We start from the raw sequence: 17,292 nt of genomic DNA on the forward strand, positions 1-17,292 counted from the left end.
CACTTTCGATGAGAACTGTTGAAGTTCATGTAAAAAGAGCAGCTTAACGCTGCTCTTTATTATTTTGATATTAGTTATTACAAGTAACGACTTCTTAAATGGTCTTGGAAGTACTGCGCATTGAGTGTCTCCCCAGTTGCTTGCTTCACCAATTCATCTGTTGTTAGCAAACTACCTTTGCTCCATATGTTGTCTGATAGCCAGTTAAAAATAGGCGTAAGATCACCGCTTTGAATAGCGGCGTCAACGTCTACTGTTTTCTTCATTGCAGACATAAACTGAGCGGCATACATAGCGCCTAACGTGTAGCTAGGGAAGTAACCAAATGCGCCATCTGTCCAGTGGATATCCTGCATACAGCCATTTTTAAAGTTATCTTTGGTCGACAAGCCTAAATAGTTTTGCATCTTTTCGTTCCAAAGCTCTGGTACGTCGGTATGTTTGATCACACCATTCATCAGGTCACGCTCAATTTCGTAGCGCAAGATAACGTGGGCAGGGTAGGTAAGCTCATCTGCGTCAACACGGATGAAGTCTTTTTTCACACGCGTATAGAGTTTTTGGAAATTTTCTTGCGAGAACAACTTAGAGTCGTGTCCTGTGAAGTGCTTTCCGGCAAGGCGCGCTAAATGCTCAATAAAGGCGTTACTGCGTCCAATCTGCATTTCAAAGAACAGCGACTGAGATTCGTGAATGCCCATAGATCGTGCCTGGCCCGACGGCAGTCCCGCCAGAGATTTCGGCAAACCCTGTTCATAACGCGCATGACCTGTTTCGTGCACAATACCCATCAGTGATTGCACAAACTCACTTTCATCGTAGCGGGTAGTGATTCGAACATCTGTGGGAACGCCACCACAAAATGGGTGAACACTTTCGTCAAGGCGGCCGTGTTCGAAATCGAACTGAAGCAGTTTCATTACATCCAATCCAAGCGACTTTTGAGTATCGCTTGAGAAGGTGCCTTGTGGTTCAATGAGCGCTTCAGAAGACTGTTTTTCAATTGCCTGGTCAATCATTTCTGGCAACCAAGATTTTACGTCACTGAATAACACATCTAATGATGCAGTCGTTGTGCCCGGTTCATAGATATCAAGCATAGCGTCATAAGCTGAAAGTCCTGTGACTTCAGCTCGGATTTGGGCTTCTTCTTGAGACAGTTTTACTACTTCGGCCCAGTTCTTTTCAAAGCCCTGCCAATCGTTTTGACCGCGCTGAGTACGCCATGCGTGTTCACACTTCGACCCAGCAAGCGATTTTTCTTGAACCAGATCTTCTGGCAGGACATTCGCTTGCTGCCAGTTTCGTTTTAGTTCACGCAGGGTGGCACTATCTTGAGTGTTTAGAGCTTCTTGTTCAGCCTCAGCAAACCAGTCAGCAAGTTGCGGTTGAGTTTGCATGTTATGCATGTGAACGTACAGTTCTGCCATCGCTTCTGAGCGAGCTTGGCTACCGCCATTAGGCATTACCGCTGCTTGGTCCCAGCCACAAATCGCCGCGAGATGTTGAAAATGTGAGAGTTTTAATGAATGTGCTTTGAGTTTTTCGAATGCGCTCATGTGTCGCCTTCCATGACTATTGAGAAAACAAAAGTTTACCAACCCTCTGCGACCTAACCAAGCTATTCGCATAGAAAGTTAGATTAGTTAGCGCAAAAAATTCAGTCTAAAGCGGAGTTTTTAGATGTCGTTGGAGGGAAGTTTTTCGGTGAGTAACGAAAATTAATTGAAATAACCGCATAAATATGACAATAAAGGATCAGTTTTCTCTTTTAGCTTGGTGGATGTAAGCTTGATACACAATGTTGAAGCATTTTTAATCGCTATTATCATACTAACGCTCACTCCGGGATTGGATACTGCGTTGGTCATTCGCAATTCGTCGCGCGGTGGGTTCACGGATGGCGCGGTCACTAGTCTTGGTATTTGCCTTGGGCTATTTGTTCACGCCACTTTTTCAGCGATCGGTATTTCCGCAATCCTTGCTCAATCAGCAGAGCTGTTCCATTTGGTTAAGATGGTCGGTGCGGCTTACCTTATCTACTTAGGGCTAACGACGTTGAAAGGTTTGTGGAATAACTCCGCTGAGTCACAGTCAACAGCTGGTACGATTGCTCGTCATGAGTTCAGTTTTTCTCGTTCATTAAGAGAAGGGTTCTTATCTAACGTCTTAAACCCGAAAACGGCGGTTTTCTATCTCGCTTTCTTGCCACAGTTCATCAATCCGGAAGGCTCTGCGTTTTTACAATCGACCTTTATGGCAGCCATCCATTTTGTAATTGCTATGGTTTGGCAATGCGGTCTGGCTGGAGCGTTAACTTCTGCGAAAAACTTGTTGAAGAGCGCGCGTTTCATGAACTGGATGGAAGGTACGACCGGTGTTGTGCTGGTGGGGCTTGGCGTGAAACTCATGCTGGAAGACAAATAGTCTGTCTTGAATAGCTTTTTCAATACAGCAAAAGAGCGACTCGATAGTCGCTCTTTTTTGTCACTTAATCGTGGCTATTTATGCTCGTTTTTCAGCTCTGCCAGCAGCTCATAAGAACGTAGTTTTTTCTGATGATCAAAGATAATCGAGTGAGCAATAATTTCATCTGCCTGAGTGCGCTCTACTAGTGACTTAATCTTTTCTAATGCTAACGCTTTATCGCCATGAATCGATTCTCTTAACTGATGAGTTACTTGATGTTTTTCATGGGGTTGCCAAAGCTTATCCATATCTGCAACCGGAGCTGGGATTTTTCCTCGCGCGCCGCGTATCAACTGCAAAAATTTCTGATGTTCAGTCGTTGCCAAATAATTCGCTTCTTCAACCGTATCAGCGACAACAACATTAACACCAATCATCACATAAGGCTCATCAAGCTGCTCAGAGGGTTGGAAGTTTGTACGATAAATATCTAATGCGCGCATCATCGCGTCAGGTGCGAAGTGAGCAGCAAAAGCAAAAGGAAGACCTTTCACTGCAGCCAAATGTGCACTGTAGGTACTTGAGCCCAGTAACCAAATCGGAACGGCTGAATCTGAACCGGGACAAGCTTGAACCGGTTGTCCGTTCGAGACTGAACCCATGAAGAACTGTAACTCCTCAAGTAGCTCAGAGAAATCTGGATCCATTCTTTCCGGGTCTCGGCGGAGAGCATGCATGGTAGGGTAATCGGTACCGGGCGCTCGTCCTAATCCGAGATCGATACGCCCCGGATATAGCGCATCTAATGTACCAAATTGCTCAGCAATAACTAAAGGTGCATGATTGGGAAGCATGACACCACCCGATCCTAAACGAATGGATTTTGTGTGAGCACCAATGTGACTAATCAGAACAGATGTCGCAGCGCTGGCGATATCTGGCATATTGTGATGCTCGGCTAACCAAAATCGGTGGTAGCCTAGTTTCTCTGCGTGTTGGGCGAGGGAGACCGATTTTTGATAGGTTTCCGTATAGTTCGAGCCTTCTGCTACTGGTGCTAGATCTAAGACGGAGATTCGTGGAAATTGCATGTGACCTCAGAGTTTCATTTTTCCTACTGTCTATGTGGAGACGCTGTAGTACGAAATAAACCCCTATGCCTTTAAGGAAGTGATTAGAGATAAAAATGACAGGTAATGTTAAAAAACAAAAGGGAGCATTCGCTCCCTTTAAATTGAATCTTATAACCCTTACTTAACTGGCACTTGCCGGTGCAACATTAGCAATTGCGTTAGCAAAGTAATGCTTGGTCTCTTCTATTACCACGTGACGCAGAGCAATCAAACCAATCAGGTTAGGAATAGCCATCAGTCCGTTCACAATGTCCGCAATAATCCAAATCATATCTAGGTGCAGGAATGCGCCAGAGGCGACCAAAGCGACAAAAATCAATTTGTATGGCAGTACTGCTTTAGTGCCGAACAAGAACACGACACAACGTTCACCATAGTAGTTCCAGCCAAGGATAGTGGTAAACGCGAAGAACATCAGACCGATAGATACCAGCATCGGACCAAATGTATCGGCATTCAAACCAACCGCAAACGCGTGAGTTGTCATTGCTGCGCCTGAAAAATCACTTTGCCATGCGCCAGTCAGGATTAGAGCAAGGCCTGTCATCGTACAGATAATGATGGTATCGAAGAACGTACCCGTCATTGAAATCAGACCTTGTTTCACGCAAGAATCTGTTTTCGCAGCTGCAGCCGCCATTGGAGCACTACCTAAACCAGACTCGTTTGAGAATACACCTCGGGCGATACCGGACTGGATTGCTAACATGATGCTCGCACCCAGAAAACCACCAGTTGCCGCAGTCGAAGTAAAGGCGGATACAAGCACGAGTTCAACGGCATTCAGAAGTTGGTCTGCGTTCATGATAATGACGCTTAGGCACGCTAGCACATAGAACACGGCCATTGTTGGTACAACTTTACCCGCGACCTTAGCGATAGATTTGATGCCACCCAAAGTAACAAAAGCAACTAACAGAGTCAGGATAAATGCAGACAACTCACGATCCATACCGAGAGAAATCTCAGTCGCATCCAGAATCGCGTTTACTTGCGGAAAAGTACCAATACCGAAGCAAGCCACACCTAATGCGAATACTGCAAACATGATTGCCAGAGCTTTAGAGCCGACACCATACTGCAGATAGTACATTGGGCCACCAATCATCTGGCCTTTGGCGTCAACTTGACGGTATTTTACAGCAAGAAGGCACTCCGCGTATTTTGTCGCCATTCCGAACAGGGCTGCAAGCCACATCCAGAAAAGGGCACCTGGGCCACCAAGTTTGATAGCGGTCGCAACACCAACGATATTACCTGTACCAATGGTTGCAGAAAGCGCTGTACACAATGCAGCAAAACTAGAAACGTCACCTTGTTTATCAGATGACTTATCTTTACGGAACACCATCATTAACGCTGTCGGAAGATGCTTAAACTGGATTAAGCCGAGGCTAAAAGTGAAGTAAACACCGGTACCCACGAGCAAAAGCAAAAGTGGTGGACCCCAGACAAAATTATCGATGGTTTGTAGTAAAGATTGTAGGTCGTTCATGATTTCCCCTTAATAAAACAACTAATAAGGAGAAGAGGGAAAGGGCGAGATACAAGATCTCTAATAGAACTAAGCTATCAAAAGACGGGAACGCCGAAAGAAAATAGTTAGGTTAAAACTTTCCACTCCTCTGTCCTTTTGCCTGAGAGTTTCACCCTGTGCATTGCACAGGACTTGCTCCTTCGGCGACCGATTTAACGGTTCTCTCCAGAGGTTCCTCCAACTACAGTCCCCGCTACCTAAGTAGCACCTGAAATAGTTAATTCTTCGGCGAGTTATGCTAATCAAATGTTAATATTTGATTAATAACTACTCTCCTGCAGTCTTCATCGGAACAATTACTCAACTTTTTGAGTAAAGGCTAGTTAATGATGCTGGCCACCATTAACGAGGGGACTTTACCATGTTTATTGATCATTTCAACACCCAAAGCAGATTTATTTTCAAGAGATTATTAGCAAAGAGTGCCCATAATTGTGAATAGCGTATATTTTCTGTTATTTACCGTATAACTAGCAAAAACTCTAGAGACAATATTTCGTAGATAGAATGTGGTTTTAAAAGATGTATACACTGTGTTTAAACGTAAGTAATTCAATTAAGAACACAAAATTGGTTAAAACTGACTCACTTAATTTAAAATCTACGTTATGTTGACTTAGACGATTAGTGAAATAGGTTACAATGACCTTTTGTGAAATTGCCTATGTTTTAAGTAGGAACTCACAACAGGACAAGGAGGCTGTATGATTAGATTGTTAGCCATTGCGGTTTTGGTTGCGTTAGCATTCGTGCTGTTTCGTTACCGAACCAATGAAAAAGTCCAAAAGGCGACCGTGATTATTCTGGTCGGCGCATTCCTGATTTATACCGCGTCAATTATGGTCGCGGAACTGATTCGATAGTAAAGAAGAATCCATGGAGCAAGATAGAGTGAGTTCTCAGAACAATATTGAAGAACATGAAAACGTGGTTGTCATTGAACAGCGCGACAAGCGTACTCAGATTTATATCGCAATAGCAGCAGCATTGGGCTTGGCGTTTGGAGGCTTAATTGGCTCAGCCTTAACCGCGAACAAATGGGAATCGACTTATCAGGTTCTGGAAGAGAAGTATCAGGCTCTCTCTCAAGACAAAACGCAGATTGTATCTCAGGTAAAACTTCGTGAAGAAGGGTTAGAAAAAGAGGTGCAGGATAAAGTGGCGACCCTTCTTGCAGCAAAAGAAACAGAGCACCAACAAGCGCTGAAGAAGCTACAAGAACAACTGACAGAAGTAGAAAAAGTAAATTTGTCTTTGGAATCGCAAGTTAAGCAGCAAAGCGAAAAAATCAACACAGCGAAATCAGAGAATGAGAAACTGACTCGACAAAGTGATATGCAAGCGACCGTGTTGGAACGTTCTCGTGAAGTCTTCCAAAAGGAACTGAAAATCTCACAAGAGTTAGAGTCTTTAGAGAAAGAGCGTGAGCAGCTGGTTCCTAAAATCACCAAGCTAAAGAAAGAGTGCGATCTGTACTTAGAAGGCACCTCTTGGGACGTAAAATCTGATGTCTGTAGTAAGCATGATGATGCAACGTCGCGGCTCAGTCAGGTAGACCAACTTATTGAAGTTTATAAAATGGACTTAAAGCAGATTAAAGAGATGAGTGAAGGGATGGGTATGTAACCCGAGTCGTCAATTCAATCCAACAAAAAGGAGCACCAGCAAGAGTGCTCCTTTTTTGATCTTTTTTAATAGTTAATGAAAATATTAGGGTCTATTTATAACTGTTTTGCCGTTTCGTTATTTCCCACTATGTTTCTAAATCGAATCAAAGGCAGTTTCTACGTTATCGGGTCTGTATCTTCAGGTTAATCAAAAACTTCTCTCGCTCAATTTCTTTGTTTAATTTTGGTGCGTCGTGCATCTGTAATGCATTGTATTAGTGCGGCTAAATTCTCGGAGCCCTTATTTTTACAGGGTTTAAGATTTGGCACCTGATTTGCTTTAAGGATAGGAACAAGAAATATAACCCTTTGATTTTAATAATTGCATGGACACGCATAAGAGATGCAAAGGAGTACATTTTGGCTGTGATCCCCGTTTGGGATGCCCATACATGCGTACCTCTTTTTCCTGAGTACGATTTGGCATCATTGAAGCGACATATTGACTGTGGCGCGTATTATATTTCGATCAACATCGGTATGGATTTCAATCCGTTAGAAGACATTATTCAAATAATAGCGGGCTTTAGGGAACGTATTAGCGAGCTCGATTTTCTGATTCAGGTAAATGATTTTTCCGATGTAGAACGTGCTCAGCGTGAAGGGAAGTTGGCGATATCCTTTGATTTAGAAGGGGGCGTTCCTTTATGTGAAAGCCCCGCTATGGTCGGCCTGTTTGCTCAGCTTGGCGTGAGACAGATACATTTGGCATATAACCGCAGCAACTCTTTGGCTGGAGGGTGCCATGATGACGATCCTGGTTTAAGTGCGAAAGGCAGGGCAATCGTCGAAGCAATTAATGCCAACAAGTTATTTATGGACGTCTCTCATACCGGCTATCGCACGAGTATGGATATTTTTGAGTGCTCCACTAAACCCGTCATTATCAGCCATGGCAATCCAAGAGCACTTAAAGATCATGGGCGTAACTATAAAGACGACCAGCTTCAGGCGTGTGCAGCCACTGGTGGAGTGGTCTGTATTAACGGTGTCGCAAGGTTTTTAAACTGTAATCAAGCCAGTGCGCAAAGTATGGTTGAAGCCATAGATTATTTGGTTCAGTTATTAGGCCCCAAACATGTTGGCTTAGGTTTAGATTATGTCTACGACTCCCACCTAGATACAGGGCCAGAAGGGCTAGACCTTGGGCACTGGTGGCCGAAGGAGCATGGCTACGGTAACGCGAGCGACGGTTATTTGAATTTGTTATACGCACCACCGGAACGTTTTCTTGAAATTGCAGATTTACTAGCAGTACGTGGCTATAAACAGTCTGATATAGAGGCAATTTTTGGTGGCAATATGCGGATGTTGGCAAAAAGTATATGGGATTGAAGTCAATTGGCTATAACAACTGTGTATTGAATTAGGATTTATAAATACGCAGTTATTTAGAAGTAGCAGTAACTCTCTCGGTACTATACCCAAGTAACCTCAAGATGTTCGGTTCAGCGAGAATGTCTTGGCTTACAGACGAGACAACGATTTGATGATCTAGTGGTTCTAAATCAAAAATCGTTAACGAAGTATGCAAGCCAAGACAACTCGCCCTTTGGGAGCGTGTCACTGACACAATTTCGTCGTTAAACAACTTGGAAAGAGCTTGCTATTCCGCTGCGTTGTTTTCCTCGAACTTGAGTCAGTGACAACGCTCTGAGTCCCGCATCTTGAAGTCACTTGGGTATATAGTCGCCGAAATATACATGGATAGAATATTTCCGGAGGGAAAATGAAGTTATTTGTAAATAAAGTGCGTAGGTTAGCGGGATTGACAAGCCTTGCATTGGCGGTGTCATCGGGAGCTGCATTAGCAGCGACTCCAAAAGACTCATTGGTTGTTGGTTGGCAATTTGATGACATTATCACCTTGGACACCGCAGAGGTTTTTGAGTTTTCAGGTGCTGAAATTGTGGGTAATAGTTATGACCGCCTGATTGGTTATGATCCAGATGATGTCTCTAAGATTTTTGGTGTCGCGGCGGAAAGCTGGACAGTCAGCGATGACGGTAAAACCTTCACCTTCAAAATGCGTAAAGGCATTAAGTTTGCGTCCGGTGATGAGATGAATGCTGAAGATGCGGCATTTTCACTACAACGTGCCATTATTCTGAATAAAACTCCTGCATTTATCCTAACTCAGTTCGGTTTTACTGCTGACAACGTTAAAGACAAAATCAAAGCGGTTGATTCTGACACGTTAGTTCTTGAGACGGATAAATCTTACGCTCCAACTTTCGTTCTGTACTGTTTGTCGTCAACGATTGCTTCTATTGTCGATAAAGATGAGGTGATGAAACACGAAGTAGATGGCGATATGGGATTTGCGTGGTTGCGTACAAATTACGCAGGTTCTGGTCCATTTAAAATCGAGCAGTGGAAGCCGTCTGAAATTGTTGTGCTAAGTGCCAACAAAGATTACTGGGATGGCGCACCTAAGGTCAAAAATGTGTTTATCCGACACATCGGTGAATCTTCGGTTCAGCAACTATTGTTGGAAAAAGGAGATATTGATATTGCCCGTAACCTGGAAACAGAACAGTTAAAGAGTGTTAGTGATGACGAGCATATCAAGCTGCTGAAAAAAGGTAAGGGTGCGCTTTACTACTTATCGATGAACCTGAAAGATCCAATTCTAGCGAAACCGAAAGTTCAGGAAGCGCTAAAATATCTGATTGACTATAAAGGCCTTGAAGACACAGTTTGGTCAGGACGAGGCCAAATTCAACAAGCGTTTCTTCCTAAAGGCTTCTTAGGTGCTTTGGAAGATCAGCCGTTCTCCCTTGATGTGGAAAAAGCGAAAAAGCTATTGGCAGAAGCTGGCTATCCGGATGGTTTTGAAATGGAACTTATTGTACGAAATGCACCAGTTCGTATTGATACCGCAAAATCTATTCAGACAACGTTTGCTAAAGCGGGTATCAACATCAAGCTCATTCCAATGGATGGCAAGCAGGTGTTAACGGTATATCGTGCACGTAAACATCAGCTGTTCTTCGGTGCATGGGGACCGGATTATCAAGACCCACATACCAACGCAGATACCTTTGCGAAAAACTTAGATAACAGTGACGACGCAAAATCTAAGCCTGTTGCTTGGCGTAACGCATATGCGCCAGAGGAAATGACTAAAGATACACTCGCCGCAGTACTTGAGTCAGATGCCGCTAAGCGTGCCAGCATGTATATTGAGATTCAGAAGGAGCATCAACAGCACGCACCTTTTGCATTCATAATGCAGGAGCAGGAAGTGGCTGGCATTCGAGACGATGTTGAAGGTTATGTCCTTGGTCCATCGTTCGATAGCAACTCCTATAAAAATGTTGTGAAGAAATAATGGATATGCCTGTAGTGAAAGACGGTGGTTCCGCCGTCTTTTTTTCTTCCACATCGCTTGCGAAGAAGCTCAAGCCGTTTGTCCACTTTTTGGGCATGTTGGCGATGACAATTTTAGGTCTGTTGATCCTAACTTTTGTCATTGGCCGAATGATGCCTACTGACCCTGTTATTGCGGTAATCGGTGACAAGGCACCTGAAGAACTCTACCAGAAAACCTATCAGGAAATGGGATTAGATAAGCCAATCCCAGTGCAATTTATCTACTATCTTGATGGCGTTATTCACGGGGATTTGGGTACTTCAGTGCGTACTGCGAATTTAGTGACTGACGATATTTTTAACTACTTTCCAGCTACTTTGGAGCTAGCCACATTAGCAACTCTGTTCGGCATTTTGTTTGGGGTTCCTATTGGTGTTCTCGCTGCGGTGAATCAAAACAAATGGCAAGATAATTTGGCACGAATATTTGGCCTAATTGGACATAGCGCACCAATTTTCTGGTTAGCCATGATAGGCATTGTGATCTTTTATCAGCACCTAGATTGGGTTTCTGCTCCAGAAGGTAGGCTCAGCGTTATGTATGAATATACTCTGCCTAAAGTCACCAACATGGTGTTGGTAGATACGCTATTAGCGGGAGACTGGGATGCATTTAAAGATGCGTTCTCACATATTATCCTGCCTGCATCATTACTCTCTTATTACAGCATCGCGTACCTAAGCCGCATGACGCGCTCATTTATGCTCGAACAACTCAAGCAGGAATACATTATTACTGCAAGAGTAAAAGGCGTATCTGAACGTTCGATCATCTGGAAACATGCTTTGGGGAATGCTTGGGTTCCACTAATAACCGTTATTGCACTGACCTATGCGACCTTGTTAGAAGGTTCCGTTCTGACCGAAATCGTGTTTTCCTGGCCGGGGTTAGGTCGTTATATCACTGACAGTCTGCTCGCAGCAGATATGAACGCAGTACTTGGCGGAACCATTGTTGTTGGCTTGGTATTTATTCTGCTGAATTTAACCTCGGATCTGCTGTACAAAGTGCTCGATCCTAGAGCGAGATAGACGTATAGGGGTTTATCCATATGACAGAATTAAAAGGATGGCTATTAGCCGATAGTCCCGATTCGAGAGCGCAGGCTGCTCTTGGTCGCACCTATGTTGGTTGGCTGCGTTTTATTCACAACCCACTGGCGATGATAGGCTTTACTATTGTTGCTGTCTTACTGCTAATAGCGCTGTTTGCTCCGGTTATCGCGCCAGAGGGGATAACTAGTGGCCTGACAGGTGAAGAGCTAAAAAACAATCGTTTCCAGCCTCCATCATCTGAGCACTGGTTTGGTACAGATGGTCAAGCTAACGATGTTTTCAGCCGTATTATCATTGGTAGCCGTATTACCTTACTCATAGTCGGTATTGTAATTTTCACGGCACCCGTGCTGGGTTTCGTTATCGGCACTGTTTCCGGCTATTTCGGTGGTTGGATTGACACATTATTAATGAGAATAACCGATGTTTTTCTCGCTTTCCCAAAATTGGTGTTGGCACTTGCATTGGCGGCAGCGATGGGAAGGGGATTAGAGTCGGCTATTTTTGCTATCGCGATTACCTCCTGGCCTGCCTACGCACGTCTTGCAAGAGCCGAGACGCTTACCATCCGTAACACCGATTATATCGCAGCTGCTAGATTGCAAGGAGCAGGACACTGGCGACTCATTTCCGGGCATATTATGCCGCTGTGTCTTTCGTCTTTAATAGTACGAGTCACCTTAGATATGGCCGGTATTATTCTTACTGCTGCTGGTTTGGGTTTCCTTGGGTTGGGCGCTCAGCCACCTATGCCGGAGTGGGGTGCTATGATAGCAGAGGGGCGTGACTACATTCTCAGTTACTGGTGGTTAGCGACTTTTCCTGGTCTTGCTATTTTTATTGTTGCACTCGGCTTTAATCTTCTGGGTGACGGGCTTAGAGATGTATTAGATCCAAAATCAGGAGGGCAACACTGATGAGTAATTCTAATCGAACGGATTGCAACTTGCTTGGTGTGAAAAACCTTAACGTCGAGTTTCCTTCTATTCATGGTGCAGTACATGCGGTTCGTGATATCTCATTTAGCATGGGACGTGAAAAGGTTGCGATTGTCGGCGAATCCGGTTCGGGTAAGTCTCAAACCGGCCGGGCTATCTTAGGTTTGAGCGCGGGAAATGTACGGGCGGACAAATTAGTTTTTGATGGCTTAGATCTACAGAAACTATCGACTCGTGATTATCGTGAAGTGCGCGGAAAGCGTATCTCCATGGTAATGCAAGATCCTAAGTATTCTCTCAACCCCGTGATGACGGTTGGTAAACAGATGGTTGAGGCGTGTCAGATTCAGATGAAGCTTTCTAAAAAGCAAGCTTTTGCGCGCTGTATCGATATGCTGGAAGCGGTCCGGATCAGAAATCCGCAACGAGTATTTAACGCTTATCCACATGAATTATCTGGTGGCATGGGGCAACGAATCATGATCGCAATGATGCTGCTCTCAAGCCCGGATCTGTTAATTGCTGATGAACCAACATCTGCCCTTGATGTCACCGTACAGTTACAGGTGCTCGCAATCATGGACGATCTAGTAAAAGAAAGAGGTATGGGGCTGATCCTTATTTCACATGACTTACCTCTGGTGGCGAGTTTTTGTGACAGGATTTTAGTTATGTACGCTGGCCGTATCGTTGAAGAAATTGAAGCAGGGAAGTTGGACCAGGCTCAGCATCCGTATACGCAGGGATTACTATCTTGCCTGCCTGGAAATGTCGCGAAAGGAGAACCCTTGCCCACGTTACAACGTCAGGATAGTTGGTTAAAAGCAAACTTAGATACGCAAGGTGAGCTGATACTATGATGGAACAGTATGTACAGTCAAAACCAGCAATAGAGATCAAAGATTTATCAATTCATTTTGGAAGCGGAGACGATTTGGTTAAAGCGGTGAACCAAGTCTCTTTTAGCGTTCCAGAACAGCAATCTTTTGGTTTGGTTGGTGAGTCAGGATCGGGTAAATCAACAATATTACGTGCTCTGGCAGGGTTAAATAAGCACTGTGGCGGAGAGATATTATTTGACGGACAGGTGTTAAATAATCGACGCAACAAAGCCTTTTATAAAAAGCTTCAGATGGTTTTTCAGGACCCATACGCCTCACTGCACCCTAGACACACCATAGACAAAATATTGGCAGAACCATTATCGATTCACGGATTAAAAGACGCTGATAAACGTATTACCCGTGTTATGGAGCAGGTCGCATTACCAAGCAAATTTAGGTTTCGATATCCGCATCAGCTGTCTGGAGGTCAGCGTCAACGTGTTGCTATAGCGAGAGCGTTAATTCTTGAGCCAGAAATCTTGTTGCTGGATGAGCCAACCTCTGCGCTTGATGTTTCTATTCAGGCGGAGATTTTAAATCTACTTAATAGGCTACGTGACGAGCTGTCCCTGACATACATACTGGTCAGTCATGATCTAGCGGTTGTTTCCCATATGTGTGAACAGGTTGCCGTAATGCAACACGGTAAGCTGGTGGAACTGCTTGAGGTTGATCAAAATGGCGAATCTCAGCCAGTACACCCTTATACCATTCAGTTGAACCTGGCATCAAAAGGGTACGATCGTGAGGTAATATCTAACTTTATTGACCATGATTAATGGTCCAGAATAATTAATTAACATCAACAAAAAGAGCCAGTTGCATGAACAACTGGCTCTTTTTCATATTTACGAATGAGCTGTTTTACAGCTAAATAGTATAAACGTTAAAGCGCAGCTTTCTTCGCTTCTGCTACCCAACCATCGAACATTTTTTGGTGAGCTTTGATCCAACCATTTACGTGAGATTCGATGTCTTCTGAGCTGTTTTTACCTTGGCTCATCATCATGTTTTGTGCACTAACATCATTGATGTTGAGCTTCATGATTTCGAACAGCTTAGCTGCTGCTGGGTTACTCTCGGTAAACTCTTTGTTTGCTACGATACGCATTGAGTTCATTTCGAAGCCGTAGTTTTTGCCGTTACCTAGAGTGGTGTCTACGTCTTTACGCTCACCAGGTAGTGAAGAGAACGGTACTTCTAACCAAACCACGTCTTTCCCCGGAACCAATACACCACTTACCCAGTAAGGAGTCCAAGTGTAGTAAAGAATTGGGTCACCTTTCTTATAGCGAGAAATAGTATCAGCAATGATTGCTGCATAGTTACCTTGGTTGTGAGTGACGGTGTCACGCAGCTTGAAAGAATCAAGCTGGTGCTCGATAACCATTTCACAACCCCAGCCAGGGTTACAACCCGTTAAATCCGCTTTACCGTCGCCGTTGGCATCGAATAGTTTAGCCACCTTTGGGTCAGTTAGCTGGCCAATATTGGTAATGCCGTATTTCTCTGCGGTTTTCTTATCGATTAAGTAGCCTTGAGCAGCACCACTAACGTACTGACCTTCACGGTAGAATTTATCGTCACCGCCAGACATTGTGTACTTGTCTGCGTGAAGAGGGAACCAACCTACCGCCAAGAAAGTAGCATCGCCTTTGGCGATAGAAGTGTATCCAACGTTGTAATCAACTTCTTTAGTTGGTTTTACATCGTAGCCAAGTTCTTCCAGTGCACGGTTAACGATCAGTGTCTGGAATGTCTCTTCGGCAACGGTAGATTGCACAGGCTGGACAGTTACACCTTTACCTGGTAACTCTTCTGCCAGTACATTTGTCGAAAATGCAATTGTACTTAGTGCTCCGATAGAGAGCGTTGTCTTCCATGAACTATTCATTCGTTTTTCTCCTAAGTTTTGGATCTTCTTGGTTTGTTTTCAGTTTTAATAGGTATGAAACAGGACCTGTGTGATACCAGCGAACCTTAGTGTTACCGGCGTTGACGCCCAAGACCTGAGTAATTCGGTCTAACAGAATCGCAAGAATCACGATCCCCAGGCCACCGATTGCGGCTAAGCCCATATCGAGTCGTCCGATACCACGCAATACCATTTGACCCAAACCACCGACAGCAATCATGGAGGCAATTACCACCATAGATAGCGATAACATCAGTGTTTGGTTTACACCCGCCATGATCGTCGGGAGTGCCAACGGCAGTTGAATGCGATAAAGCATTTGTTTTTTACTTGCACCGAACGAGTGACCCGCTTCGATCAGTTCTTCCGGTACTTGCTGAATACCTAAAATCGTCAAGCGGACAACAGGTGGAAGTGCAAAAATGATCGTCACCACAACCCCGGGAACGTTACCGATACCAAACAGCATTACGATTGGTACCAGATAAACAAACGCTGGCGTGGTTTGCATAGCGTCTAATATCGGCCTGACAAATTTCGCTGCGGTATTACTTCGTGCCAGCCATATCCCCATCGGTAGCCCTATCAGCAAACAGAAAAAGACTGAGGTTAAAACCAGAGCTAAAGTCGTCATGGCTTGTGACCATGCACCGATTAAACCGATAAATATGAGAGAGATAGCGGTCGATACGCCCAGTTTAAAATTAGAAAACTGCCATGCAAGTAAGAACAGAATCAGAACCATAATAGGTGCTGGTGTTGAAACTAGGGCGGTTTCAAACGATGTCAGAATAAAATCGATAGGAACCCGAATCGCCTGAAAGACTGGTCGGCCGTGTTCCACCAACCAATTCAATCCAGTCTCGACCCATTCATCGAGGGGGAGTACGGCTTCCTTAAACGGGTTCATGATATCAAAAGGGGCTTGTTCGACGGTCTCTGAACTTAACCAGTCGTTACTCGTTGCTACGTCTGAGGCTTGTCCCCAGGGATTATCCTCCACAGGAGCAGACTGTGCCCAAGGATCGTTATTTGTTTCTTCTGCTGACATTGCCTTACTCCTTGTCTAGTGTTTGTAGAAGACGTGACTTGGTCACAACGCCAAAGTACGTCCCTTGCTCGTCGACAACGGGTACCGCATAAGGTACTCCTGCAACCACACCTAAAATGTCATTAATTGACTGACTTGGTTGGAGTGTCACTTCATCATCCAGTTGAGCACTGGCCAAGGAGCGATTTTCTTTGTGCGCTAAACGCAATGAATCAAGAGAAACAATGCCAGAGTAGCGGCTGGATTTATCAACAACGATGCCGTAGTCACGATCGTGATCCATCAGAATCTGTAGTGCAGAGCCCGGACCATCGTTGTCGGATTTTTTAAATACTGCGGCAGGTTTTTTGCGGGCGATATCTTTTACCGTTAAAACGCTGGCTATGTTTACGCCGCGGAAAAAGGCTTCAACATAATCGTTAGCAGGGTTGTGAAGGATTTCATCCGGTGTACCAACCTGGACGACTTCACCATTTTGCATGATTGCAATGCGATCGCCGATACGCATCGCCTCGTCTAAGTCGTGAGAAATAAATACGATGGTTCGCTTATCGTCATTTTGCAGGCGAATAAGCTCGTCCTGCATTTCAGTTCTAATCAATGGATCGAGTGCTGAGAAGGCTTCATCCATCAACAGAATGTCAGGGTCGCAGGCAAGGGCTCTTGCCAGACCTACGCGCTGTTTCATACCACCTGACAGTTCATCAGGAAAGGACTCTGCATAGGGGTCTAAACCAACTCGCTCTAGAGCAGAAAGGGCGCTGGCTCGTCTTTTGTCAGTGTCGACGCCAGCAAGTTCAAGACCAAATGCGGCATTTTCGATAACAGTCATGTGGGGCATAAGCGCAAAGTTTTGGAAAACCATGGAGATGTTGTTTCGACGAACTTCTCTCAGCTCATCTTCAGAGATGTGGGCAATGTCTTTGCCTTTGAGAAAAACGCTACCCTTGGTTGGTTCGATAAGTCGATTAAGGAGGCGTACAAGAGTGGATTTACCTGAGCCAGAAAGACCCATTATCACGAAAATTTCTCCTTCATTGATGGAAAGAGAAACATCGTTTACACCGACGGTTAAACCTGTTTGCTCAAAGATGTGGTCTTTATCTACTCCTTTGTCGATAAGAGAGAAAGCGCGCTCTGGGCTTTCTCCAAACACTTTGTAAAGTCCCTTAACTTCCAATATGGGAGCCATGTTAATCGTCCTTTTTTGTGTCTAACGTTTTGTACTCTAATTAAATTTTAGCAAAAATTCAACGGACGAGCTCATGGCAGTAGGTATTTGATGGCTATGTATTTAATAGGTTTGGGATGCGCAGTTTTACGTTTA

Annotated in this window: 15 protein-coding genes and 1 riboswitch; of the genes, 9 read left to right on the forward strand and 6 right to left on the reverse strand. The window is 44.4% G+C overall.

What is annotated here, in order from left to right; genetic code table 11:
• Nucleotides 1-77: 77 nt before the first annotated feature.
• Complete coding sequence (locus KHN79_RS06535) at nucleotides 78-1,559, reverse strand: carboxypeptidase M32 (RefSeq protein WP_182007916.1); 1,482 nt, start codon at nucleotides 1,557-1,559, stop codon at nucleotides 78-80.
• Between the two features lie 232 nt (nucleotides 1,560-1,791).
• Between KHN79_RS06535 and KHN79_RS06540 the strand changes: the two genes are divergently transcribed.
• Nucleotides 1,792-2,427, forward strand: a complete 636-nt coding sequence (locus KHN79_RS06540) for a LysE family translocator (protein WP_182007915.1) — start codon at nucleotides 1,792-1,794, stop codon at nucleotides 2,425-2,427.
• Between the two features lie 74 nt (nucleotides 2,428-2,501).
• Here KHN79_RS06540 and KHN79_RS06545 read toward each other — a convergent pair whose 3' ends face one another.
• Together KHN79_RS06545 and KHN79_RS06550 are read right to left on the reverse strand one after the other, a co-directional pair.
• The gene (locus KHN79_RS06545) at nucleotides 2,502-3,500 is read right to left on the reverse strand and encodes an LLM class flavin-dependent oxidoreductase (protein ID WP_182007914.1); all 999 of its coding nucleotides are present in this window, start codon (nucleotides 3,498-3,500) and stop codon (nucleotides 2,502-2,504) included.
• 163 nt (nucleotides 3,501-3,663) lie between these two features.
• Complete coding sequence (locus tag KHN79_RS06550; RefSeq protein WP_182007913.1) at nucleotides 3,664-5,037, reverse strand: sodium:alanine symporter family protein; 1,374 nt, start codon at nucleotides 5,035-5,037, stop codon at nucleotides 3,664-3,666.
• Nucleotides 5,038-5,157: 120 nt separating this feature from the next.
• Nucleotides 5,158-5,258: riboswitch (glycine riboswitch) on the reverse strand.
• 525 nt (nucleotides 5,259-5,783) lie between these two features.
• On the opposite strand from KHN79_RS06550, the gene KHN79_RS06555 reads away from it, so the two are divergent.
• The 8 genes from KHN79_RS06555 (at nucleotide 5,784) to KHN79_RS06590 (ending at nucleotide 13,778) form a co-directional block, all read left to right on the forward strand.
• On the forward strand, nucleotides 5,784-5,942 hold the full coding sequence (locus KHN79_RS06555; RefSeq protein ID WP_182007912.1) for a hypothetical protein: 159 nt from the start codon (nucleotides 5,784-5,786) through the stop codon (nucleotides 5,940-5,942).
• Between the two features lie 28 nt (nucleotides 5,943-5,970).
• Nucleotides 5,971-6,705 (forward strand): chromosome partitioning protein ParA, encoded by a 735-nt coding sequence (locus tag KHN79_RS06560; protein ID WP_182008290.1) that lies wholly within the window; start codon nucleotides 5,971-5,973, stop codon nucleotides 6,703-6,705.
• Between the two features lie 407 nt (nucleotides 6,706-7,112).
• Nucleotides 7,113-8,081: a membrane dipeptidase gene (locus KHN79_RS06565; protein WP_244812632.1), complete on the forward strand. Its 969-nt coding sequence runs from the start codon at nucleotides 7,113-7,115 to the stop codon at nucleotides 8,079-8,081.
• A gap of 394 nt (nucleotides 8,082-8,475) precedes the next feature.
• A complete protein-coding gene (locus KHN79_RS06570) occupies nucleotides 8,476-10,080 on the forward strand; it encodes an ABC transporter substrate-binding protein (RefSeq protein ID WP_182007910.1) in 1,605 nt (534 codons plus the stop codon).
• A complete protein-coding gene (locus tag KHN79_RS06575; protein WP_211907267.1) occupies nucleotides 10,080-11,153 on the forward strand; it encodes an ABC transporter permease in 1,074 nt (357 codons plus the stop codon). The genes KHN79_RS06570 and KHN79_RS06575 overlap by 1 nt, the downstream gene beginning before the upstream one ends.
• A 20-nt stretch (nucleotides 11,154-11,173) precedes the next feature.
• A complete protein-coding gene (locus KHN79_RS06580) occupies nucleotides 11,174-12,094 on the forward strand; it encodes an ABC transporter permease (RefSeq protein WP_182007909.1) in 921 nt (306 codons plus the stop codon).
• Nucleotides 12,094-12,975 carry an ABC transporter ATP-binding protein gene (locus KHN79_RS06585; protein ID WP_182007908.1) on the forward strand — a complete coding sequence of 294 codons (882 nt, stop codon included), beginning with the start codon at nucleotides 12,094-12,096 and terminating at the stop codon, nucleotides 12,973-12,975. Before KHN79_RS06580 ends, KHN79_RS06585 begins: the two co-directional genes overlap by 1 nt.
• Complete coding sequence (locus KHN79_RS06590) at nucleotides 12,972-13,778, forward strand: ABC transporter ATP-binding protein (protein ID WP_211907268.1); 807 nt, start codon at nucleotides 12,972-12,974, stop codon at nucleotides 13,776-13,778. Before KHN79_RS06585 ends, KHN79_RS06590 begins: the two co-directional genes overlap by 4 nt.
• A gap of 107 nt (nucleotides 13,779-13,885) precedes the next feature.
• On the opposite strand, the gene proX is transcribed toward KHN79_RS06590, so the two are convergent.
• The 3 genes from proX to proV are packed head-to-tail and all read right to left on the reverse strand — an operon-like array spanning nucleotide 13,886 to nucleotide 17,157.
• A complete protein-coding gene (gene proX / locus KHN79_RS06595; RefSeq protein WP_182007907.1) occupies nucleotides 13,886-14,893 on the reverse strand; it encodes a glycine betaine/L-proline ABC transporter substrate-binding protein ProX in 1,008 nt (335 codons plus the stop codon).
• A complete protein-coding gene (gene proW / locus KHN79_RS06600; protein ID WP_182007906.1) occupies nucleotides 14,886-15,965 on the reverse strand; it encodes a glycine betaine/L-proline ABC transporter permease ProW in 1,080 nt (359 codons plus the stop codon). Before proW ends, proX begins: the two co-directional genes overlap by 8 nt.
• A 4-nt stretch (nucleotides 15,966-15,969) precedes the next feature.
• Complete coding sequence (gene proV / locus KHN79_RS06605) at nucleotides 15,970-17,157, reverse strand: glycine betaine/L-proline ABC transporter ATP-binding protein ProV (protein ID WP_182007905.1); 1,188 nt, start codon at nucleotides 17,155-17,157, stop codon at nucleotides 15,970-15,972.
• Between the last annotated feature and the right edge of the window lie 135 nt (nucleotides 17,158-17,292).

Source organism: Vibrio sp. B1FLJ16 (assembly GCF_905175385.1).
GTDB lineage: Bacteria > Pseudomonadota > Gammaproteobacteria > Enterobacterales > Vibrionaceae > Vibrio.

Coding starts and splice junctions, on each gene's coding strand:
- KHN79_RS06535 (WP_182007916.1), bottom strand. CDS start 1,559: ATGAGCGCATTCGAAAAACTCAAAGCACATTCATTAAAACTCTCACAT.
- KHN79_RS06545 (WP_182007914.1), bottom strand. CDS start 3,500: ATGCAATTTCCACGAATCTCCGTCTTAGATCTAGCACCAGTAGCAGAA.
- KHN79_RS06550 (WP_182007913.1), bottom strand. CDS start 5,037: ATGAACGACCTACAATCTTTACTACAAACCATCGATAATTTTGTCTGG.
- KHN79_RS06555 (WP_182007912.1), top strand. CDS start 5,784: ATGATTAGATTGTTAGCCATTGCGGTTTTGGTTGCGTTAGCATTCGTG.
- KHN79_RS06570 (WP_182007910.1), top strand. CDS start 8,476: ATGAAGTTATTTGTAAATAAAGTGCGTAGGTTAGCGGGATTGACAAGC.
- KHN79_RS06575 (WP_211907267.1), top strand. CDS start 10,080: ATGGATATGCCTGTAGTGAAAGACGGTGGTTCCGCCGTCTTTTTTTCT.
- KHN79_RS06580 (WP_182007909.1), top strand. CDS start 11,174: ATGACAGAATTAAAAGGATGGCTATTAGCCGATAGTCCCGATTCGAGA.
- KHN79_RS06585 (WP_182007908.1), top strand. CDS start 12,094: ATGAGTAATTCTAATCGAACGGATTGCAACTTGCTTGGTGTGAAAAAC.
- KHN79_RS06590 (WP_211907268.1), top strand. CDS start 12,972: ATGATGGAACAGTATGTACAGTCAAAACCAGCAATAGAGATCAAAGAT.
- proX (WP_182007907.1), bottom strand. CDS start 14,893: ATGAATAGTTCATGGAAGACAACGCTCTCTATCGGAGCACTAAGTACA.
- proW (WP_182007906.1), bottom strand. CDS start 15,965: ATGTCAGCAGAAGAAACAAATAACGATCCTTGGGCACAGTCTGCTCCT.
- proV (WP_182007905.1), bottom strand. CDS start 17,157: ATGGCTCCCATATTGGAAGTTAAGGGACTTTACAAAGTGTTTGGAGAA.